Genomic DNA, 22,103 nt, shown 5'->3' on the forward strand with positions numbered 1-22,103 from the left:
GTTATCGTGATGGATCGGCCGCGAACCCTTGACGGTCGGCGGCCGATCCGTGAATCGGTGACCGGGCGGCGGATCAGTGGAAGAAGTGACGGGTGCCGGTCAGGTACATCGTCACACCGGCCTTCTTGGCCGCCTCGATGACCTCCTCGTCACGGATGGATCCGCCGGGCTGCACGATGGCCTTTACACCGGCGTTCATCAGCGTCTCGGCGCCATCTGCGAACGGGAAGAACGCGTCGGACGCGGCGACCGAACCGGTGGCGCGATCGGCGCCGTCGGCCAGCGTGTTGGCGCGATCGACGGCCAGATGGCAGGAGTCCACGCGGTTGACCTGGCCCATACCGATGCCGACCGTGGCCTGGTCGTGCGCGAGCAGGATGGCGTTGGACTTGACGCAGCGGATGGCGCGCCAGGCGAACACGAGGTCCTTGAGCGTGGCCTCATCGGCGGGTTCGCCGGCCACGAGCTTCCATGCGTCCGGATCGTCGCCGGTGGCATTGATGAGGTCCATGTCCTGCACGAGCAGGCCGCCGTCGATTTGGCGGAACTGCGTGTGGCCCTTCGGCGGCTCGGCCACCTTGAGGATGCGCAGGTTCTTCTTCTTGGTCTTGAGCAGTTCAAGCGCCGCGTCCTCGTAGGCGGGGGCGACGATGACCTCGGTGAAGATCGGGCGAACGCTTTCGGCCATCTCCAACGTGACGGTGGTGTTGCAGGCGATGACGCCGCCGTAGGCGCTCACCGGATCGCAGGCGTGGGCCTTCTTGTGGGCCTCGGCTGCGGTGGCTCCGATGGCGAGGCCGCACGGGTTGTTGTGCTTGACCACGGCCACGGCGATGGCGGGTGCCATATCCCACACGGCGCGCCATGCGGCGTCGGCGTCCACGTAGTTGTTGTAGCTCATCGGCTTGCCGCCGAGCTGTTCGGCGTGCGCGAAGCCGTCGCGGTCGAGCGGGTCGAGGTAGAGGGCGGCCTGCTGGTGGGAGTTCTCGCCGTAGCGCAGCGTGTGCGCGCGGTCCCAGGTGCGGGTGAACGCGGCCGGGAACTTCGCCGCGTTGACCGGGTTCTCGCCTTCGGCCGGGTCGGCGGATTCGACGGTGGCGGGCTTGGGCCAGTGCTTGGCGGTCCACTCGTTGATGGTAGCGTCATAGGCGGCGGTGTGGGCGAACGCCTTGCCGGCCAGCCAGTGGCGCTCCTCCAGACTGAAGCCTTCACCATTGGCCACACGGGCCGCGACGAGCGCATAGTCGGCCGGGTCGGTGACGATGGCGACGGTGGCGCTGTTCTTCGCCGCGCCACGCACCATGGACGGGCCGCCGATGTCGATCTTCTCGATGACCGCGGCCTCGTCGGCGCCGGAACGAACCGTATCGGCGAACGGGTACAAGTTGACGACGACCAGGTCGAAGGGCTTGATGCCGAACTTCTCAAGCTGGGCGGCGTGATCGGGGTTGGTCATGTCGGCGAGGATGCCGGCGTGGATGTGCGGGTCGAGCGTCTTGACACGGCCGTCGAGGCACTCCGGGAATCCGGTGACCTCGCTCACCTCGGTGACGGCGACGCCGAGTTCGGCGAGGCGCTTGGCGGTCGAGCCGGTGGACACCACTTCGGTGCCGGCCTTGATGAAGGCCTCGGCCAGTACTTCGATGCCTTCCTTATGGAAGACGGACACCAGAGCCCGTCGTATCGGTCGATTCGTGTTGGTCATCGTGCTCCTTCTTGGTTGTTGGTTGTATGGACTTGCGGGAAACGATGGTACGCGGGTGCGTTGTTGCGGCTCGTTGTGCCCCCGTTCTTCGTGCAATCCAGCGTATCCCGAAAACAATGGCGACGCCAATCAGCGCCAGCACCCAGGCCATGCACAGTCCCATGGCGCTCGGACGTCCGACGGCCTGCGCGGACTGCATCACGTCGACGCCGACGTATTTGAGCCTGGCCTTTCCCAGCGACCCGTTCGACACCCCGAACATGACCGACGACAGCAGGGATATGACCACGCTCGACAGGCAGAACCCGCCCGCCGGGTAGGCGAGTTCGAGAATCAGGTCCTTGCGGTCGAGGGGATCGGACGCGCTGCCGACGATGATGCGGAAACCGGATTTCATCGCCATGGATGCCAGCCCGGCGACGAATCCGACGACCAGCGGAATCAGCACGACGGCGAACCGTATGCCTTCATCGCCGACTGCCTGCGGAAGCAGGCCGAAAACAGGAAGAGGCGGAAGCGAACGCCCCTGCCCGATCCAAGGGGTGAATGTCGCAAGCTCTCCGATGTGGAATCCGGCACCGAACAGCCACGAGACCGCCCATATGCACAGGTTGGGCAGCCATGCAAGCGATGCGATCGTCGTCAGTATGCGCGAGCCGGTCCCCATGCCGATGTCGGCGAACAGCGTGTCCATGGCCGAACGGTTCAGCACGCCCCACACGATGACGGTGATCAGTCCCATGACCAGGTACACGCCCATCATGATGACACCCACCATCAGGCCGGTCCTGATCGTGCGGCGCACGCCGTCGGACACATGATGACGGATAAGTTCACGCAGCTGCCCGGAGAGTGGGTCCTTCGACAGCGCGGCGCCGGCGAATCCAAGCGAGAACACCACGGCCGATTTGACGCATACCAGAGCCGGCCAGTCAAGCAATCCGACGGGAAGCGACTGCGTGCCCATGACGTTGATAAAAATCCAGACCACCACGCCGCTGACGTATGCGCGGATATCCGTGCATATCTTCCGGCTGAACGACCAGACCAGGCCTATCAGCAGCACGGTGAGCAGCAGCGGCATGATGGACAGGGAAAGCGTGTCGGTCTCGAATCCGATGCCCTGGCTGAGCAGGACTACGATGCGGGTCATGTCCAACGTCGAGGACGACAGGTTTTCCCCACCTTCCTCCATCGAGATGACCAGCAGCATGAGCGCAAGAAAGCAGCCCAGGGCGATGGCGTACAACGCCATCGAGCCGATGGCGATGATCGGCCCCCTGAGCCAGGCCTGGATACGCTTCCTCATACCAGCGAGCGTTCGGCGAGCACCTTGCGCATGAGGTCCGCGGTCTGACCGGGAGTGCGTCCGACGGGAATACCGGCGGCCTCCAGCGCGATTTTCTTGTCCTGCGCGGTTCCCTTGCCTCCGGAGACGATGGCGCCGGCATGGCCCATCTGCTTGCCTTCCGGCGCGGTGAATCCGGCGATGTATGCGACGACGGGCTTGGTCATGTGCTCTGCGGCCCATGCCGCGGCGTCCTGCTCCGCGCTGCCTCCGATTTCGCCGATCATGACTACTGCCTTCGTGTCGGCATCCTGCTCGAATTCCTGCAAGGCCTCCAGCAGCGTGGTGCCGACGATGGGGTCGCCGCCGATGCCCAGGCAGGCGGTGAAGCCGATGTCGCTCAGCTCGCCCATCAGCTGGTAGGTCAGTGTGCCGGACTTGGAGACCAGTCCGATGGGACCACGGCCCACGATGCCATCGGGGATGATGCCGAGGTTGACGCCATGCTCGTTCTCCTGCGACGGCAGGGTGAGCAGGCCGGGGCAGTTCGGTCCGATGATGCGCACGCCACGCTGAAGGGCGAGTTCGACGAAGTAGGCGCTGTCTGCAACGGGAATGCCTTCGGTGATGACCACGATGAGCCCGATTCCGGCTTCGACGGACTCGACCACGGCGCCTTTGGCGAACCGTGGCGGCACGAAGACCACACTGGCCTGGGCGCCCGTCGCCTCCTTGGCTTCGGCGCACGTGGCGTACACCGGAACGGAGACGTCCCTGCCCTCACGCGCGGCCTCGAACGTCACTTGGCTGCCCGCCTTGCGCGGGTTGACGCCACCGACAATGTTCGTACCGGCACGGAGCATGCGAGCGGTGTGTGTCATGCCCTGATGCCCGGTCATGCCTTGGACGATGACGGGAGCACCCTCCTGGATGAATGCGGTCATTGCTTGGCCTCCTTCGATGCCTTGGCGTTCGCCGCCAGACGAGCGGCCTCGGCTGCGGCCTGCTCCATGGTGCCTTCCACATGTAGGTTGGGGTTGTTCGCCGCGGCGAGGATCTGCAGGCCCTCGGCTGCGGCATTGCCGTCGAAGCGGACCACGAGCGGCTTCGATGTGTGCAGCTCCTCGAACGCCTGCAGGATGCCCTTGGCGACCTGCTCGCATGAGGTGATGCCGCCGTAGACGTTGATGAACACGGATTCCACCTGCGGGTCGGACAGCACGATAGACAGGCTGTCACTCATCACCGCGGCGGACGCGCCACCTCCGATGTCGAGGAAATTCGCAGGCGTGACATTCGTGCCCTGCTCCTTGCCGGCGTCCCAGACGGCGTCGAGCGAGCTCATGACCAATCCAGCGCCGTTGCCGATCACGCCGACCTGACCGTCGAGGTGCACGTAGTGCAGCCCGTGTTCGGCCGCCGCCGCCTCGAACGGATCGGCCTGCATCGGATCGTCGAAGCGGGTCCACCCGTCGTGCCGGAACGCCGCATTGCCGTCCAACGATATCTTGGCGTCGAGGGCGCACAGTGATTTGGACGCCTCATCGTCGGGATCGCCGATCTTGGCGAGCGGGTTGATCTCCACCAGCGTCGCGTCGTTGTCCTTGAAGCACTGCCACATGCGCAGCAGGATGTTGGCGGCCTGATCCAGGTCGGCGTGGTAGAAGCCGATCTGGCCAGCCATGCGCTTGGCGGCCTCCATGTCGAAATCGCCGAGGGCGTTGATGTGCAGACGCTTGACCGATTCCGGATGTTCCTTGGCGATCTCCTCGACTTCGGTGCCGCCGTTCGCGGTGGCGAGGACATCGAAGTCCCGCGATGTGCGGTCCACGGATATCGACACGTAGTACTCGTGCAGGATGTTCTTCGCCTCGGCGACGAGCACACCATTGACCTTATGGCCGTGGATGGTCATCGGGAGGATGGATTCGGACAGCAGTATCGCTTCGTCCCGGTTGTGGGCGATCTTGACGCCGCCCGCCTGGCCGCGATGGCCGATCTTGACCTGAGCCTTGATCACGCACGGGTATCCGATGGCATCGGCCGCTTCGGCGACCTCGTGGGAGTTCTGGGCGAAAACGGCCCGCGGCGTGGGAATATGCTGTTCCTCCAGCAATTCTCGTGCCTGGTATTCATAAAGATCCATGTTCGACGCCTCACGTTCCTATGATGTGTTCTTCGAATGATGATTGGTGCCGTGCGGCGCGTCCCGACGCACGGCACCGCCGGGTCACGCCGGCATCGACACCAGTGTGCTGCTGGGTTTGTCGCCCAGTTTGTCCAGTCCGTCGAGTCCTCGCAGCCCCATGACGAAGCTGAATCCGACGACCGTGCCCCCTGCCGCCTCGACCAGATCCATGGCCGCCTTCGCCGTTCCACCGGTCGCGATGAGATCGTCGACGATCAGCACCCGATCGCCCGGACGGACGGCCGACGTCTCGATCTCCACTTTTTCGGTGCCGTATTCGAGATCGTATTCCTCGGCGATGGTCTCCGGCGGCAGCTTGCCCGCCTTGCGGATCGCGATGAACCCCTTGCCGAGCATGGCCGCGAGGGCGGGGCCGAACAGGAACCCTCTGGCCTCCAGCCCTGCCACCGCGTCGAACGAGTCTTCGGTGACGGGAAGGCTGGCCTGGAGCGCCTTCATGAGAATGCGCAGCCCCTTGCCATCCGCCAGCACCGGCATGAAATCACGGAATTTGATACCCTCTTTGGGGAATCCCGGTATGGTGCGAATCTTCGAGACGAGGTATGCCGCGTCACCGGCACCGACATCGGCCAGTCTCTCAATGGTGATGTCAGACTGCGTCATGGTCTCGCGCTCCCCCGTCACTTCTCGGCGTCTGCGGTCTGCGCGGAATCGTCGGACTGCGTTGCGTTCTCGGCGGATTCCAGAGCCTTGTCCACCGGTACCTGGGCCTGGTCGTCGGCTTCGTCGGTCTGCTCCGCGTCCTCCACTTCGTCATCATGGATGAAGGCGGGACGCGTGTACTCCTTGTTGATGGCGCGGAAGGTGAAGCGCAGCAGGGAGCCCTCGGAGTCGATGACGATCTCCTCGTATTCCTCGTCCACGGACACTACCTTGCCGATGATGCCGCCAATGGTGATTACCTCGGTTCCGGGCTCAAGGGAGGAGCGGAAGTCCTTCATCTTTTGCTGCTGCTGCTTGGCCTTGCGGGACTGCCACCACATCATGATGCCGATCAGCACGATGGAAACGATCATGATGAGATAGGATGATGAACCTTGCGGCATGATTTCTCCTTGCAGTAGGGAACGAATGCTCTATGGACGTCGGTCAACAAACAACCAATGTTAGAAGAGCTTGCTGACATCCTCTCCGTTTGTTTCACCTTGTGGCTCCAGACCCAGATGAGACCAGGCCTTGGCCGTGGCGACCCGGCCTTTGGGAGTGCGGATCAGAAATCCTTCACGGACCAGATACGGCTCGCATACGGTTTCGACGGTCTCCGATTCCTCGCCGACCATCGCGGCCAGGTTGTTCAGGCCGACGGGCCCTCCGTTGAAGTTGCGCACGATCGCGTTGAGCACGGCGATGTCCAGCCGGTCGAGGCCCTCGGAGTCTATCTGATAGAGCGCAAGCGCGGCGCGCACGTCATCGACGTCCACGACTTGCAGGTCATGCACGATCGCCCAGTCACGCACACGGCGCAACAGCCTGTTCGCGATTCGTGGCGTGCCTCGAGAACGCAGGGCGAGTTCCGCGGCAGCCCCCTCCCCCAATGAGACTCCCAGAACGCCGGAGGATCGCTCGATCAGCTTTTCGAGCTCATCGTGGGGGTAGAAGTCGAGATGGGCCGTGAAGCCGAAACGCGCACGCAACGGAGAAGGCAACATGCCCTCCCGGGTGGTTGCGCCCACCACGGTGAATCTGGGCAGCGTCAACGGGATGGACGAGGCGCCTGGCCCCTTGCCCACCATGACGTCGACGCGGAAATCCTCCATGGCGATGTACAGCAGTTCCTCCGCGGCGCGCGGAAGACGGTGGATCTCGTCGATGAACAGCACTTCCCCTGCGTCCAGCGAGCTGAGTATCGAAGCCAGGTCGCCCGCGTGCTGGATTGCCGGACCGGACGTGATGCGAATCGGCACCTCCAGCTCGTTGGCTACGATCATCGCCAACGTGGTCTTGCCCAATCCGGGAGGGCCGGCGAGCAGGATGTGGTCGGGGGCGGTGTCACGTTTGCGGGCGGCGTCCAGGAACAGCTGCAGCTGGGCCTTGAGCCGCGGCTGCCCGACGAATCCGTCAAGGGCATGAGGCCGCAGTTCCTCGTCGCTGATCGGCTCGTCGTTGATTGCGGTGGCGGAGACCATGCGTAGGGAGTCCTCCGAGACGCCGGTGTTGGTCCGTCCATCCTGCATGTCGATGTTGGATGTCATGGAATATCACCTTCCTCTGTCCAGCGACGACAATGCCAGTTTGAGCACCCGCGGCACGTCCTCCGCACTGATGGGGGTGGCTATGGACGCGGCATCGCATGCCTGACGTACGGCCTCCTCCGCGGTCTGGGGGCGCCATCCCAGAGAGACGAGTCCTTCGATCACCTGCCTGGCTCCGGGGTCGCGACTTTCCGACGGCCCATCGGCTTCGGGCCGTATCTGGTCGAGGTCGATGCGGCCTGCCAGTTCAAGGATGATCTTCTGTGCGCCTTTTTTGCCCAGGCCCGGAGCCTTGGACAATGCCGCCGTGTCGCCGTCCGCGACGGCCTTGGCCAGACGGTCCGGAGGCAGCGTCGACAACAGGGAAAGCGCGACCTTCGGCCCGATGCCACTGACCTTCTGCAATTGCAGGAACATGCGTTTGGACGCGGGTGACAGGAACCCGAACAGGGTGATGGCATCCTGCGATATGGTCAGCGAAGTGAAGACGTGCGTTTCCTGACCGGCATGCAGCGCCGCAAGATCGGCCGCCGCCATGCGGACCTCGTACCCGACGCCATGAACCTCGATCACGGCGCTGGATGCCTCCACCGACTCGACGCGCCCGGTTAACGTACTGATCATCACGTCGTCCTTTCCTCGCCGAACCGCACGCGGAATGGGCCGCCACGAGCTCGTTCGCCTCGCATCGCATAACGAAAGCACATGCCGAACGCGCCCGCCCCGAACTGGCACGTCGTGCGGGATATGGTGTCGAGACGGCCCATCCACATAATGCAGAACATCTGTTCGATACACATTACATGCCGCTGCGGACGCCGGCGCGTCGGGCGGCCTTCTGCGCCGCCTGCGCCCACTGCCGTTGAGCCGCGGTCAGATGCTGTTCCCGTTCGCCTCCCTGCAAGGCGCCTTGCGGGCGCAGGGCATGGCATATCGCCAGCGACAGTGCGTCGGCGGCATCGGCGGGCTGCGGCAACGTGTTCAGCCCCAGCACCTTGGCCACCATGCGTTCGATCTGTATCTTCTCGGCCTTGCCGTTGCCCGTGATCGCGAGCTTCGCCTCGGTCGGCGTGTGCAGCGCCACGGGAATCCCCCGTTGCGCTGCGGCGAGCATGGCCATTCCTGCGGCCTGGGCGGTGCCCAGCACGGTGTTGCGGTTCGACTGGGCGAACACGCGCTCGATCGACACCGCATCGGGAATGAATCGGTCCATTTTGGAGCACAGCCCGTTGTAGATCGTCAGCAGTCGGAGGTCCTGCGACGTATGGGGATCCGAACGCACCACATCGACGTGGATAAACGAAAGCCGGCGGTTAGCGCCGGCTTCGATCACGCCGACCCCGCAGCGTGTCAGCCCGGGATCGACGCCAAGGATGATCACAGGGGATTACTCCTCGTCCGCGAGCTGGGCCATCACCTCGTCGGATGCGGTCCAGTTGGCGTAGATGTTCTGCACATCGTCCAGGTCATCGAGGTTGTCGATGAGCTTGGAGACCTTCTGGGCGTCCTCAAGGCTGAGCGACACCTCGTTCTTCGGGCGCATGACCATATCGGCGGAGTCGTAGTCGAAACCAGAGTCCTGCAGAGCCTTGCGGATTGTATGCAGGTCGGAGGGATCGGTGATCACGGTGAACACGTCGCCGTCGTCGATCACGTCTTCCGCACCGGCGTCGCCGGCCTTCTCGAACAGGTCGTCGAAGTCGACGCCCTCGCTCGGAACCTCGATCTGGCCCTTACGCTCGAAGTTGAAGCTGACGGAACCGCTGGTGGCCAGCGAGCCGTTGCCCTTGGTCAGGGTGGAACGGACTTCGGCGGCGGCGCGGTTGCGGTTGTCGGTCAGGCACTCGATGATCAGGCCGACGCCGGCAGGCGCGTAGCCCTCGTACACGATGTCCTCGTAGTTGGCGCCACCGGCTTCTTCACCAGAGCCGCGCTTGACGGCGCGCTTGATGTTGTCGGCCGGCATGGACGCTTTCTTGGCCTTGTAGATGGCGTCGTACAGCGACGGGTTGCCATCCGGGTCGCCGCCGCCCATACGGGCCGCGATCTCGATGTTCTTGATGAGCTTGGCGAAGAGCTTGCCGCGCTTGGCGTCAATGGCGGCCTTCTTGTGCTTGGTAGTCGCCCACTTGGAATGCCCTGACATAATGCTCCTACAGGTATACGGATACTGACAAACGTCACTATGATAAAGCGGCAAGACGACAACAGCAGTCCTGGGTTCTGCCGCTGCCGGTCATTACGCCGCAAGAGGAACCGCAGGCACCGCCGAAAGTCCCATCTGATGGCACAGAAATGGGACTTTCGCGGGATGACGGACGATGATGGAGCTGCGCACGCCTGCCGGGCCGGCAATACGACGAGACCTCCGCCGTGAAATGTACGGCGGAGGCCTCGTTCATTGGTCAGAGGTTCCGATTCGAATCAGCGACGCTGACGGCGAACCGCAAGCATCACGATGGCACCTGCCGCGCAGATCATCGCGGCCAGTGCGGCGCCAGAGACACTGGCACCGGTCTCGGCGACGACATCACCGGGCTTTCCGCCTTCGGGCTTGATCTGGGGCTTGTTGTCGCCGGACGGCTTCTGCGGGTCCGGATTCGGCTTGGGGGTCGGATCGGGATCAGGATCGACCGCGCCCTTGTCAGTGACGGTCATCGTGAACGAATCCTTGATCGAACCGTCATCCTTCAGTGCCACGGTCACGGTCAAATCCCCGGCGGCCTCGAACGGCTTGGTCACATCGATTGCGTTGCCGTCCTTGTCGGTCACCGCGATCGTGTAATCTGCGGCTGCGAGCACGGCGGTCGTCTTGTCGCTCTTGGTGGCGACCACCTTCACCTTCGACGGATCGAACGTATCACCGACCTTCACGTCGGACTGCGAGGTCGAGGCCTTTATGGAGACGACCGTCACCTCCGGTTCGGGATCCGGATCAGGCGTCGGACGCTCGTCGCCGGTCCAAGTCTGAGTCACCTTACCGTCCTTGATAGCGATGCTCATCGAGGAATCCGAAGGGATCGGGTAGGTGGAGGAGGACACGGAGACGTCGAGACGGCCTACGGCCTCGCTGTCGGCCGCGAGCACGTCGGACGGCAAGGTGACGTACACGTCGACGATGGAGTTCATGTGCGCCCCGTTGACGACGAGACGACCGTTCTTCAGCTGCTGTTGGCTGTAGGTCTGCTTCATGTCCGGTGTCACCGGCAGATTGACCGCGGTACCGCCCTCGGCCGTGTACGTGGCAGTGAAGCTCAGGCCATCGGTGCCGGTCAGGCCGGGTTCGGCGTACCGTCCGACAAGCACCTTGCCGTCGGTCACCTTCTGCTCGGCCGCGTCGACAGCCGCGTACGAGCCCTTCCAGCTGGTCACCTCGGTGGCCTTGTGGAAGTTGGCGCCACGGTTCATCAGGTCGATGGCGATGTCGCCGACGCGCTTGTTCCAGTTGTCGTAATCCTTGCGGTTCTGCTGGGTCCAGCCGACCTCGGCGGTCGCCATCATGCGGGTGTACATCAGGAATTCGGCGTCGTTGAGAGAACGCAGGTGCTCGCTCCACAGCGCATCCTCGACGCCCAGAACCTTGTCCTCGGTGGTGCCGGCGGATGAGGTCGGGTTCCACTGGTAGAAGTTGCTGGTCGTGCAGGCGCCGCACGCCCAGGTCACGCCAGTGGTCTCGGTGCCGGGACGCTGCGGGAAGTAGGTGTTGCCGGCCGGCGACATGATGATCTTGCCGTTGCGCTGGTTGAGCAGCTTCTGGATGCTGGCATTGTTGGCTGCGTTGCCGGTCCAATGCTGCACCACGGATCCTTCGGGGATCTGGTCAACCGCGTCGAGGCCGTCGTTCCACACGATGGTGGTCTTGTCGCGTTCCTTGACCAGCGCTCCGGACCGTCCGAGATACTCCTGTAGACGTTCCGTCTTGTTACCGGCGCCGCCGCTGAGGAACAGCTCATCGCCGCCCAGGTGGAAGTACATGCGTTTGAGCTCGGACGCAGGCATGGTGGACGCCTTGATGCCCTTGTCGATCATGCCGTCGAGCTGGTCCATGATATGTCCCAGCACGGTGTAGGTGATGTCGGCGTCAGTCGCGAGGCTGCTCCTGCCCTGCGCAGACTGGATGAAGGCGGGGGTGTCCTCGCCGGCCGCAGGCTTCGGGTTGGAGTTGCCGGTGTTGAGCTCGGCAAGGCCGTGCAGCAGGCTGAAGGAATGTCCGGGACCGTCGATCTCGGGCACGATGGCGATGCCGTGATCGGCGGCGTAGGCGACCAGTTCGATGAACTCGCTCTGCGTCCAGTAGCCGGTGCGCCCGTCCTGTGCCGGGGACCAGTTGCTGGTCCACGCGGACTGGTAGCTGATGGCGCCGGACTTGATCGCGAGCTGCGTGTAGTCGGTCGTATCGCCATCCGCACGCCCGTCATTGGTGATCTCGACGCGGAAGCCCTCGTCCTCGCTCAGGTGCAGGTGCAGCGTGTTCATCTTGTAGGCCGACATCACGTCGATCATCTGCTTCATCTCATCGAGCGGGTAGAAGGAACGCGCCGGGTCGACCAGCACGCCGCGCCACTGGTAACGCGGGGCGTCGGCGATGTTGACGGCCGGGATGAAAGCGACATCGGCAAGCTTCACCGTGGAGTTCGTCCACGGACCGATCAGCTGCAGCAACGTCTGCGCCGCCCATATGCCCGCGGTGGCGCTGCGGGCCTTGACGGTGACCGAGTCGGCGTCGGAGACGATCGTGTAGGCCTCATCGGCGGTGATCGACTGGGCGGAACCGACGTGACCGGTGACGTCCAGGTTCTCGTCAAGGGTGAAGGTGATCGGGCAGTTCGTGCCTTCGGCGAGTTTCAGGCCGTACGAGGTGCCGAGCTCGTCACGCATGACGTCAACCGCAGGCAGGAGGCTGCCGTCGCTCACGGACACGCAGGTGTTCTTCTTAAGTTCAAACGCCTCTCCGTCAGCGGATTGCGCATATAGCGGCCTCGGGGTGAGCCGGCTCAACGGGTCGGTGGCGACTGCCGAGATGGTCCCCATCGTGCGCATCTCCCACACGGAAAGCGACCAGGATTGGCTCTTCGTGGTCGCGATCATGCGGATGTGCCGGGTTTTGATCGGCGTGTCGAATGTGGTTTTGACCCATTGCGCCTGTGCCGTCGCCTTGAGTCCCGTCTTCACATCGGTCCAGTTGGAGCCGTCATCGGAAGTCTGGATGGAGTAGTTCGTCGCATAGGTGTTGCCCCAGGCGATGTTCACACTGGAAATCGTCGCTTCGCCGGGGAATTCGTAGGCCAGCCACCAGGGGCCGCTCCCCCTGTCGGCGCTCCAGCGCGAGGCGCCGGATGCGTTGTGCACGCTTTTGTCGGTGGGGTTGTCCGGCAGATCCTGGTTGTCGGCGGCCAGTTCCGGCCCGAATCCGGAACTGACTTCGCGACCGGACGCGGTGACCGTCGCCATGGTCGCGAGGTTGGACACTGTGGAAGTGGATGATTCCGCCGCTGCCGCCGCCTCTGCGTTGTGCTGCGCCAAGGCCGATGAGGCCGGCACCAGCAGCATCGCCGATGCGCAGATCAGTGACATGAATCTTGCGAGGCCACGTCGTTTGATATTCATGGGATGATGGCTCTTTCTCTGTATCTCCTGGCAGGCTCGCTATTGAACCACACCATTATCCGGCCTATTGAATGGACCGCGACTTTACAATCCAGCGTCAATATATCACGTCATCCCATTTTTGTAAATATAGTGCACAAAATGAGCGAGTCTTGACATCACTTATGGAAAGACCCCCGTCGGCAGCGAAACGGTTGCTGACGGGGGTCTTCAACGGGCGCGAGGGGCCCGTGCGTCACCTTATGCCAATGCGGCGGCGAAGTCGTCCGCGGAGTTGACCTGCGCGCGCTTCTTGATGACGGCGAGAATCTTCTCGCGCGCCTCGTCCACCGGCACGCCGTTGAGCTGGCTGCCGTCGCGGAAGCGGAAGCTCACCGCGTTGTTGTTCATGTCCTCTTCGCCGACGATGAGGATGAACGGCACCTTGGACTTGGAGGCGTTGCGGATCTTCTTCCCGAAGCGGTCGTCGGAGTAGTCGATCTCGCAGCGGACCATCTCGTCCTCCAGCGACTTGACGAAACCGGCCAGATGCGGCGCGAACTCGTCGGCCACCGGCACGCCGAGCACCTGCACGGGGGCGAGCCATGCCGGGAACGCACCGGCATAGTGCTCCAGCAGCACGGCGAAGAAGCGTTCGATGGAGCCGAACAGGGCACGGTGAATCATCACCGGACGCTGGTGGGTGCCGTCCTTCGCGATGTATTCGAGCTGGAAACGCTCGGGCAGGTTGAAGTCGAGCTGGATGGTCGAGACCTGCCAGGTGCGGCCGATCGCGTCGCGGGCCTGCACGGAGATCTTCGGGCCGTAGAACGCGGCGCCGCCCGGGTCGGCCACGAGGTCGAGGTGGGATGCCTCGGCGACCTCGCGCAGCGTGCGGGTGGCCTCTTCCCAGATCTCGTCGGAACCGACGTACTTGTCCGGATCCTTGGTGGACAGCTCAAGGTAGAAGTCAGACAGGCCGAAGTCCTTGAGCAGGTTCAGCACGAAGGTCAGCAGGCTGGTCAGCTCGTCCTTCATCTGCTCGCGGGTGCAGTAGATGTGGGAGTCGTCCTGAGTCAGGCCGCGCACGCGGGTCAGGCCGTGGACCTCGCCGGACTTCTCGTAACGGTACACGGTGCCGAACTCGAACAGACGCAGCGGCAGCTCGCGGTAGGAGCGCTGGCGCGACTTGAAGATCAGATTGTGCATCGGGCAGTTCATGGGCTTCAGGTAGTAGTCGGCGCCCGGCTTGGTGATGTTGCCGTCGGCGTCGTACTCCTCGTCCAGGTGCATCGGCGGGTACATGCCGTCCTTGTACCAGTGCAGGTGGCCGGAGGTCTCGTACAGGCCGCCCTTGGTGATGTGCGGGGTCTGCACGAAGCTGTAGTGGTGCTTACGGTGCATCTCACGCGAGTAGTCCTCCATCGCGTTGATCACCGCGGCGCCCTTGGGGTGGAACACGGCCAGACCGGGTCCGATCTCCTCCGGGAAGGAGAACAGGTCCATCTCGGCGCCGAGCTTGCGGTGGTCGCGCTTGGCAGCCTCCTCCAGACGGGTCTGGTAGGCCTTGAGGTCCTCCTTGGTGGCCCACGCGGTGCCGTAGATGCGCTGCATGGTGGGGTTCTTCTCGGATCCGCGCCAGTAGGCGGCGGCGGAACGCTCGATCTTGAACGCCTTGATGAAGCGGGTGTTCGGCAGGTGCGGTCCGCGGCACAGGTCCTTCCAGACGGTGTTGCCGTCACGGTCGACGTTGTCGTAGAAGCTCAGCTCCTTGCCGGAGACCTCGGTGGCGGTGGACGGGTCGAGATGCGCTTCCTTGTCCTCGATCAGCTCGATCTTGAACGGCTGGTCGGCCTCCTCCTTGAGGGCCTCCTCCTCGGTGACCACACGGCGGCGGAAGGACTGGGCGGACTTGACGATGCGCTGCATGTGCTTTTCGATCGCCTTCAGGTCGTCCGGAGTGAAGGGTTCGTCGACCTGGAAGTCGTAGTAGAAGCCGTCCTTGATGATCGGGCCGACGCCCAGCTTCACGTTCGGGAACAGCTCCTGGACCGCCTGGGCCATGACATGCGTGGCGGAGTGGCGCATGATGCCGAGGCCGTCTTCGGAATCGATCGAGACGGGTTCGACCTCGTCGCCGTCGCTGAGCGGCGTGCACAGGTCGCGCAGTTCGCCGTTGAGGCGGACGGCAATGATGTCCTTGTCGTCCGCGAAGAGCTCGACGCCGGTGGTGGTTGCTTCCACCTCCTTCGCCTCGCCGTTGACTGTGATGGAGATGGAGCTTAGCGCCATGATGTGTCCTTTGCTATCGGGGCCCGCGTTACCAATGTGCAGGCCTGGACTGGTAATCAACAGTGGCAACGATAGGAACCCGCGCAGACAATGCCTCGTTCATGCTCCGCGGCCGGGGCCGCCGGACATGCGAACGGGGCCGCCGCCGCGGTTCCCGATCATGGGGAGAACCATGGCGACGGCCCCGGCAACGTACCTTGGAGGCGGAGTATCAGTCCTTCTTTCTGGAAGGCTTGATGCCGCATTGTTCCTCACCGGTGCCCTCCAGCGCGGAGGCTGGAGAGAAGTTCAGCAGGTTGGCGGAGGAGGCGCCCTTCACGGCACCGAGACCGGCGGGCTTGCCTGCCGCCGGCGCTTCGACGGGCGCCTTGGCTTCCGGTTGCGCGGCCGCGACGGCGTCCTCGTCCTCGCTGGCGTCCTCATCCTCGAACTCCTTGCGTCCATAGTAGAGGTCCTTGTCGAGGTCCTTCTCGGTGGCGGCCACGATCACCGCCGTGTTGGCGGCACCGGCCACGTTGAGGGCGGTGCGGCCCATATCGACGATCTGCGAGATCGGCTGGCTGATCGCGATGAACGGGATCGGCAGACCGGCCGCCGCGAACAGCGAGGTCGCGGTGATCGTCGCGGTGCCGGGCACGCCCACTGTACCGATGGACACAAGCAGGGCGAGCACCACCAGGAACAGGAACTGGGCGGGCGAGTACGAAATTCCCTGGGCGTTCACTGCGAACACAGCGAGCAGCACGGGCCACACGCCGGCGCATCCAGGCATGCCGAGGTTCGCGCCAAGACTGGCAACGAAGGACGCGATATCGCCGGGCACGCCGTTGGAGCGCAGGTTGCGCACGGTCACGGGAATCGTGCCGATGCTGCTTTCGGAGGTGAACGCCACCACGCCGGTGGGCCAGTACGCCTTGAAGAACGGAATCGGGCTCAGGCGCGTCGTGACGGACAGGATGAGCGGCTGCACGATGAACAGCTGCAGGATCATCGCGACGTACGCGACCACGAGCACGGTGACCAGCGGTAGCAGTGCCGCCACATCACTGTTGCTCACAGCGGCGGCGATCAGCGCGAGCACCGCGTACGGAGTGAATCCGACAACGATCTGCGTGGCCTTGGACAGCACTACGTTGCCGGCATCCACGAACGCCTTGAACGGTTTGACGGCCGCGGCGCCCTTGGCGGTCTTGGCGGCGGAGTTGTAGGCGACGGCCACGAGGATCGCGAAGATCACCACGGGCACGACCTGGTTGGAATACCAGTTCTGGACGAGGTTCGTCGGGAACAGCGCCACAATCGTGTCGAGCACAGCGGGCACCTCGCGCTGCTGGTAGTCGGTGGGCAGCGTGAACTTGAAGCCCTCGCCCACGCGGAACAGCAGGGCCAATCCCAGCGTGATCAGCGCGGCGGTAAACGTATTGATGAGCAGGAACACCACGGTCTTGATACCGATGTTCCTCAGTTTGAGCGATTCTCCCAGATTGGTGATCGCCGCGATCACGCTGAACAGCAGCAACGGCACCACAATAGCCGCGATCGCGTTCGACCATACGCTGCCGAACGCCGCCACATAGTCGGTATGCCCCTTGAACGCGATGCCGACCACAATGCCCAGTACGGTCGCGATCAGCACGCGGACGCTGAATCCCGCTTTCTTCCTGATACTCAGATAAGCCAAACCCGCAAACAGCACAACAGTGGCGCCCAGCGCCACCCAATTCCATGCCGTATCGGACATGTCATCTCCTTTCGTGTCATGACGACGCGACGCCTGATACAGGTGCGGCACCGCTCTTGATTCCATCGATTCACCGTACAGTAGCGGACGAAACAACATTTCGGAAGTGCTATCGGTTTTTTCGATAAGGGCTTAACAGCACCGCTTCAAAATTGGGAAGGACTGCGGCAATTACCTAAATGACTGAAGCTCTTACGCCGGTAGGTGAAACGCGAAGCGAGTAGCGGGGTATTGTACGGGCGCTGAAAACACCGTATCCGAAGCCCCATAGACCAGAGCGGATTGATGGAGCGGACAACGGGACTCGAACCCGCGGTCTCAACCTTGGCAAGGTTGCGCTTTACCAACTAAGCTATGTCCGCAGTATACCGATACAAGACCAGCATCGTGGGTGATGTAGGAATCGAACCTACGACCCCTTCCGTGTGAAGGAAGTGCGCTAGCCGCTGCGCCAATCACCCGCAAACAACAAATGTTCATTTTACGTGACATCATCGGCGAGCGCAACCATTACGGCGAGTCGCCATGCAGGCCGCGGCTACGACGAAAGCACATGACTTGAATAACGCAGACCGACACGCGATAATCGACGCAACGGGGGCAAAGGAGACGTCATGACCGAACAGCAGCCGCAGGAACCCTATGGCGACCCGCAATACGAGTCATACAGGGAAGGCACGCCGACCGAGCCGTCGCCGGTCGTACCGTCATCGGTGATGCCGACATCGCCCATACCGGCATCATCCATATCCCAGCCGACCGAGTCAATGTCGACCGAGTCGATACCCACCACAGGCGCGTCGGGCCCGACAGGAGCATCACGGCAGCGCCAGGCACCACAACCGCACACCCCATACGGATTCTCTTCAGCCACGCGGCCTCCCACATCCGGGCCGTATGCGCCCGGCCCTTTCCCGACTCCTGAAGCCCGTGCGACACAGGGCTCATACGAAGCGCCCGCCCCATGGTCCAGGACGCTCAACGGCGCATCATCGTCGGCATCATCCCCGTTCACCACGGGCCAAACAAATCGTCAGGCCCATCCCCCGTACCAGCCGTACCCGATGCCGCCATACCAGCAGTACCGCCCGATGCAGCCCCCCCCGAGGAAAACGGGCATCGGGGCGGGCGGCATCACGGCGATAGTCGCCGCCGTAATCGTCATACCCGCGCTGCTGTTCATCGCCGTGACCGCCGGGCTCATGACGGTGGCGAAGAACCATATCAGCCAAGGCGCCAACGAGCCGACCAACAGCTACGGCAACGCGTCTCCCTCCGACCCGAATCAGGCCGACCCCGAGCCGACCTCCACCGTCTACCGCATGGACGAGCGGCCCGGATACGAGAGCATGGTGACCTACGTGACCGACAAACTCGACCATTACAAGGACGAGATACTCAACAACAACACCATGTTCATGAGCGAATACCGGATACCCGACACGCAGGACGGCACCGACTACATGACGGGATACATGGCGGCGTTGCTGGGCACCGTGAACGAGGCCAAGGCGGCAGCGAACGAGACCAGCGAGGACCCCGATGCGCTGGATGCGAAGATCGACTCGTACCGAACCACCGTCGACACCCTTGAAGCACGGTTCAAGAAGGGCAGGCGCTCGGCGTTTCGATGACCGTTACCGGCAACGATGGCAAGAAGTACACGGTCGACGGCAGCAAATCAATCACGCTCAGGCCTACCTGGGACGAGCTGGAACAGCGCGTCGCCAAAGCCTCGAACTCGCTGGAGAGTGGCAACGCCGCCAGCGCGCAGAAACTGGTGGAGCTCGCGGACATGAAGCTCAGCTGGGACATCGACGAGGGATTCAGACAGTTCCCGGCGTTTGCGGGTACCGACGACGGCGACAACAAGGCGCTGACGAAGTCCGAGACGTTCGGCTTCTACTGCCCTGCCACGCCGAACGTGATCTACGGCAACCGCAGCATGCCCGACTGGAACATGACCTACGCGACGGCCGCGGGCGTGAGGCACGAGCTGTCCCACCACGCCATCCACATGCGCTGCGGCACCATCGAGCCCGAGGCCGTCATGCAGAACGGCGTGAACCGCACCGAAGGCGTGACGAACAGCTACGCGGTCAAGTACATGGGCGCGAACCGCGCCCTGATCCAGCAGAGCATCGATTACGCGGCCAGCACCGGGCACAAGCAGTATCGCATGGATGCGTTCACCGACCGGGCCGCGGAACGCATCCACTCCGGGCAATGCAACGCGGGATGAGCAATCGGGCGGGGTTCTGAAGTCTAATTGCGTTTCGAGGGGGTGCTTCAGGCTCGTTCGGACATCTATCTGCGTTTCGAGGGGTTGGTGCCCGAGTAGAGCCGGGCCGGAAACCGCATGATTCCAATGCGGGATGTCCCCGCATACTCCGGATATCGCGTTTGGGCAACCCCTTGAAACGCAGATAGATGTTCCGAGAGCGCGAAATCAACCCCTCGAAGCGGAGATACCGGGTATCAGCCTGCCAGCGGAGGCAATAAGGCACGGTAAAACGGGTTATAGGCCAAAAAACACCCGAAGGCGCTACATATAAGAGGAACATGGTGGGCGATACAAGATTCGAACTTGTGACCCCTTCCGTGTCAGGGAAGTGCGCTACCTCTGCGCCAACCGCCCGGGTCTGTATCATTTGACGGAAACCATTATGTTTCGGATTCCATGCAAACGAGAGGTGGGTACGAGAGTCGAACTCGTCTATACGGCTTTGCAGGCCGCTGCCTAACCGCTTGGCTAACCCACCGCAAAGGTCGTCAACTCTTCGGACCTTAGAGCGGACAACGGGACTCGAACCCGCGGTCTCAACCTTGGCAAGGTTGCGCTTTACCAACTAAGCTATGTCCGCGTTTCCTTGACCAGCGTCATGCCGTTCAAGCAACGGATTACAACTATAATGACAACCATGGGATTTGCCAAATCCGGCGTGTCGCGCGATGTCACGGCCTGCGACCGATCACCCACAGGCCTTGCCATACCGCGATTCTCTGATGGCATAAGCCGCCTGCACCAGCCGCGAGGAACCGTTACATTGGTTGATATGAGTGAAGAAGCGAAAGCGCATGAACCGGTGATGATCGCCGCATTCGAAGGCTGGAACGACGCATGCCAGGCAGCCACCAACGTCATCCGGCATCTCGTGTCGCGCTACGATTCACGCGAGATCCGCCACATCCGCTGCGATGGGTACTACGACTACCAGGTCGCGCGCCCGATGCTGTGCAAGGTGACGGGCCGACGCCGGATCCTATGGCCGCAGACGACATTCTACGCCATCGACGTGGCGCCCTCGACGACCCTGTATGCGCAGATCGCGCCCGAGCCCAACTACCGTTGGAACGACTACTGCCGTCAAAGCATGCGCATCGCCGAGGAGCTTGACGTCCGCCATATCGTGACCATGGGCGCCATGTTCGCCGACTGCCCGCACACGCGCGCGCTGCCGCTCGACATCAGCGACCAGCAGTGTCAGTGCGACATGGACCGGGAATACAGCGGCCCTGTCGGCATCCCGACCGTGCTGGATTGCATGGCATGCGAGGAGGGATTCTCGACCACGTCGATGTGGGTGTCCGTCCCGCAATACCTCGGCAGCGACGAATGCGCGCAGGCCACCATGCAGATGCTCGCGGCATTGTCCGACCGCATCGGCGTCGAGCTGGATCCGGGCGACCTCGCCGGCAAGGCCGAACAGTGGAAGGCGCAGGCTTCGGTGCTGACGCGCTGCAACGACGACCTCGCCCAATACGTGAAACACCTTGAGCATGATTACGACATGCAGGAGAAAGCCGATCAGGTGGCGCGCTTCGGCGCTCCGGCCGCGGAACAGCTGGTGCGCGAGGCAGAGGCCTTCCTGCGCAGTCGCGGCAAGTGACGCGGGCCGCATAATCTCACGTCAACGCAAATGGCGTCCGTTCCGCGAAGCCGCGAACCGGACGCCATCCAAGCGTGTTTCGTGACGTTACGGCGATGACCGCAACGTCACCCTGCCGCCGTCATCTGACCGCGGCTGCGGATTGCTCCACGGTGACGATGCTGACCGGATTGACGACGCTGGCCTCGCTGGCGGCCTTCACCGGCTCATACGGCTTCAGGGCGCCGAACAGCAGCAGCAGCGCGACGATCACCGACAGGCCGATGCGATAGATGGAGAACGCCTTGTACGAGAACGTGGAGACGAACTTCAGGAACCCGATGATGACGATGTAGCCGAGCAGGAAGCTGATGATCATCGCGATGATGGTCGGAATCCAGCCGGGGAACATGCGATCGGTCCCGGCGTTCTTCACGGCCTTGACCGCTTCGAGCAGGCCGGAGCCGAACACCGCGGGGATGGCCATGAGGAAGCTCAGACGCACGGCCGATTCGCGCGTGTATCCCAGCGCACGGCCGACGGTGATGGTGCCGCCGGAGCGGGACACGCCGGGGATGAGCGCCATCGACTGGCCGAGGCCGAACAGGAAGGCGTCGCGATAGTTCATGTCGTCCATGGTCTTGATCTGCCGGGAGCGGGCGTCCACGATCCACAGCAGCAGACCGAACAGGAACAGCACGGTAACGGTGATCCACAGGTTGCGCAGCGACGTCTCGATGATGTTCTGCAGCGTGAAGCCGAGGATGATGATCGGAATCGAGCCGACGATGACGTTCCATCCGAGCGTCGCGTACTTGTCGCCGCGACCCATGCGCGCACGCCAGTCCGGGCCGTTCTTGCCGAACAGGCATCCGAACCAGTGCGACAGGATGTTGATGATGTCACGACGGAAATACAGGATCACCGCGAGCTCGGTGCCGATCTGGATGATGGCGGTGAACGCCGCGCCGGGATCCGCGCCCAGCATCAGATCTCCGATGATGCGGATATGCGCGCTGGACGACACCGGAAGATACTCGGTGAGCGCCTGCACGATTCCCAGAATGATCGCTTGGAAGAAATTCATGATCCCTCTTGAATGATTGTCCGTCCTTTACCGTGGACAAGGGTACTCAACGTCCCCTAAGAACGTGCCAAACATCGTATTGTCGTACAGAAAACCCACAATGAGGGGTGGTGGATAGTCGGGACGTCACGGGG

Annotated in this window: 18 protein-coding genes and 5 tRNA genes; 3 read left to right on the forward strand and 20 right to left on the reverse strand. The window is 63.0% G+C overall.

The window, feature by feature from the left end:
- Positions 1-73 precede the first annotated feature (73 nt).
- The 16 genes from purH to MMB49_RS05025 all read right to left on the reverse strand — a co-directional run bounded on the left by purH (position 74) and on the right by MMB49_RS05025 (position 17,803).
- Complete coding sequence (gene purH / locus MMB49_RS04950) at positions 74-1,705, reverse strand: bifunctional phosphoribosylaminoimidazolecarboxamide formyltransferase/IMP cyclohydrolase (RefSeq protein WP_022173403.1); 1,632 nt, start codon at positions 1,703-1,705, stop codon at positions 74-76.
- The gene (locus MMB49_RS04955; protein WP_047272202.1) at positions 1,653-3,014 is read right to left on the reverse strand and encodes a DUF6350 family protein; all 1,362 of its coding nucleotides are present in this window, start codon (positions 3,012-3,014) and stop codon (positions 1,653-1,655) included. The genes purH and MMB49_RS04955 overlap by 53 nt, the downstream gene beginning before the upstream one ends.
- Positions 3,011-3,937: a succinate--CoA ligase subunit alpha gene (gene sucD / locus MMB49_RS04960; RefSeq protein WP_047272204.1), complete on the reverse strand. Its 927-nt coding sequence runs from the start codon at positions 3,935-3,937 to the stop codon at positions 3,011-3,013. The genes MMB49_RS04955 and sucD overlap by 4 nt, the downstream gene beginning before the upstream one ends.
- On the reverse strand, positions 3,934-5,139 hold the full coding sequence (gene sucC, locus MMB49_RS04965; RefSeq protein ID WP_047285895.1) for an ADP-forming succinate--CoA ligase subunit beta: 1,206 nt from the start codon (positions 5,137-5,139) through the stop codon (positions 3,934-3,936). Before sucC ends, sucD begins: the two co-directional genes overlap by 4 nt.
- An 84-nt stretch (positions 5,140-5,223) precedes the next feature.
- Positions 5,224-5,805 carry an adenine phosphoribosyltransferase gene (locus MMB49_RS04970; RefSeq protein WP_047272208.1) on the reverse strand — a complete coding sequence of 194 codons (582 nt, stop codon included), beginning with the start codon at positions 5,803-5,805 and terminating at the stop codon, positions 5,224-5,226.
- 17 nt (positions 5,806-5,822) lie between these two features.
- The gene (gene yajC / locus MMB49_RS04975; RefSeq protein ID WP_003817459.1) at positions 5,823-6,248 is read right to left on the reverse strand and encodes a preprotein translocase subunit YajC; all 426 of its coding nucleotides are present in this window, start codon (positions 6,246-6,248) and stop codon (positions 5,823-5,825) included.
- Between the two features lie 60 nt (positions 6,249-6,308).
- A complete protein-coding gene (gene ruvB, locus MMB49_RS04980; RefSeq protein ID WP_003820196.1) occupies positions 6,309-7,394 on the reverse strand; it encodes a Holliday junction branch migration DNA helicase RuvB in 1,086 nt (361 codons plus the stop codon).
- Positions 7,395-7,400: 6 nt separating this feature from the next.
- Positions 7,401-8,018, reverse strand: a complete 618-nt coding sequence (gene ruvA, locus MMB49_RS04985) for a Holliday junction branch migration protein RuvA (RefSeq protein ID WP_047272211.1) — start codon at positions 8,016-8,018, stop codon at positions 7,401-7,403.
- Positions 8,019-8,193: 175 nt separating this feature from the next.
- Positions 8,194-8,775, reverse strand: coding sequence for a crossover junction endodeoxyribonuclease RuvC (gene ruvC, locus MMB49_RS04990; RefSeq protein ID WP_003813230.1), 582 nt, complete (start codon positions 8,773-8,775; stop codon positions 8,194-8,196).
- 6 nt (positions 8,776-8,781) lie between these two features.
- The gene (locus MMB49_RS04995) at positions 8,782-9,540 is read right to left on the reverse strand and encodes a YebC/PmpR family DNA-binding transcriptional regulator (RefSeq protein WP_003813232.1); all 759 of its coding nucleotides are present in this window, start codon (positions 9,538-9,540) and stop codon (positions 8,782-8,784) included.
- A gap of 278 nt (positions 9,541-9,818) precedes the next feature.
- The gene (locus MMB49_RS05000; RefSeq protein WP_225841005.1) at positions 9,819-12,968 is read right to left on the reverse strand and encodes a family 20 glycosylhydrolase; all 3,150 of its coding nucleotides are present in this window, start codon (positions 12,966-12,968) and stop codon (positions 9,819-9,821) included.
- Positions 12,969-13,241: 273 nt separating this feature from the next.
- Complete coding sequence (gene thrS, locus MMB49_RS05005) at positions 13,242-15,272, reverse strand: threonine--tRNA ligase (protein ID WP_047272215.1); 2,031 nt, start codon at positions 15,270-15,272, stop codon at positions 13,242-13,244.
- Between the two features lie 211 nt (positions 15,273-15,483).
- On the reverse strand, positions 15,484-17,013 hold the full coding sequence (locus MMB49_RS05010; RefSeq protein ID WP_047272446.1) for a dicarboxylate/amino acid:cation symporter: 1,530 nt from the start codon (positions 17,011-17,013) through the stop codon (positions 15,484-15,486).
- Between the two features lie 286 nt (positions 17,014-17,299).
- A tRNA-Gly gene (locus MMB49_RS05015) sits at positions 17,300-17,375 on the reverse strand.
- Between the two features lie 26 nt (positions 17,376-17,401).
- Positions 17,402-17,474, reverse strand: a tRNA-Val gene (locus MMB49_RS05020).
- Between the two features lie 179 nt (positions 17,475-17,653).
- The gene (locus tag MMB49_RS05025; RefSeq protein WP_153246768.1) at positions 17,654-17,803 is read right to left on the reverse strand and encodes a hypothetical protein; all 150 of its coding nucleotides are present in this window, start codon (positions 17,801-17,803) and stop codon (positions 17,654-17,656) included.
- Positions 17,804-18,104: 301 nt separating this feature from the next.
- On the opposite strand from MMB49_RS05025, the gene MMB49_RS05030 reads away from it, so the two are divergent.
- Both MMB49_RS05030 and MMB49_RS05035 read left to right on the forward strand, forming a co-directional pair.
- Positions 18,105-18,647, forward strand: a complete 543-nt coding sequence (locus tag MMB49_RS05030) for a hypothetical protein (RefSeq protein WP_229940974.1) — start codon at positions 18,105-18,107, stop codon at positions 18,645-18,647.
- Positions 18,644-19,255, forward strand: coding sequence for a hypothetical protein (locus MMB49_RS05035; RefSeq protein WP_229940973.1), 612 nt, complete (start codon positions 18,644-18,646; stop codon positions 19,253-19,255). Before MMB49_RS05030 ends, MMB49_RS05035 begins: the two co-directional genes overlap by 4 nt.
- Before the next feature lie 321 nt (positions 19,256-19,576).
- Here MMB49_RS05035 and MMB49_RS05040 read toward each other — a convergent pair.
- The 3 genes from MMB49_RS05040 to MMB49_RS05050 form a co-directional block, all read right to left on the reverse strand.
- Positions 19,577-19,651: transfer RNA gene (locus MMB49_RS05040), tRNA-Val, on the reverse strand.
- Between the two features lie 53 nt (positions 19,652-19,704).
- Positions 19,705-19,775 (reverse strand) — tRNA-Cys (locus tag MMB49_RS05045).
- A gap of 29 nt (positions 19,776-19,804) precedes the next feature.
- Positions 19,805-19,877 (reverse strand) — tRNA-Gly (locus tag MMB49_RS05050).
- Positions 19,878-20,069: 192 nt separating this feature from the next.
- Between MMB49_RS05050 and MMB49_RS05055 the strand changes: the two genes are divergently transcribed.
- The gene (locus MMB49_RS05055; RefSeq protein WP_003813243.1) at positions 20,070-20,903 is read left to right on the forward strand and encodes a PAC2 family protein; all 834 of its coding nucleotides are present in this window, start codon (positions 20,070-20,072) and stop codon (positions 20,901-20,903) included.
- Positions 20,904-21,024: 121 nt separating this feature from the next.
- On the opposite strand, the gene uppP is transcribed toward MMB49_RS05055, so the two are convergent.
- Positions 21,025-21,969 carry an undecaprenyl-diphosphatase UppP gene (gene uppP / locus MMB49_RS05060; protein WP_047272216.1) on the reverse strand — a complete coding sequence of 315 codons (945 nt, stop codon included), beginning with the start codon at positions 21,967-21,969 and terminating at the stop codon, positions 21,025-21,027.
- Between the last annotated feature and the right edge of the window lie 134 nt (positions 21,970-22,103).

This window comes from Bifidobacterium sp. SKU (assembly GCF_026016405.1).
In the GTDB taxonomy this organism is placed as follows: Bacteria; Actinomycetota; Actinomycetes; order Actinomycetales; family Bifidobacteriaceae; genus Bifidobacterium; species Bifidobacterium bifidum.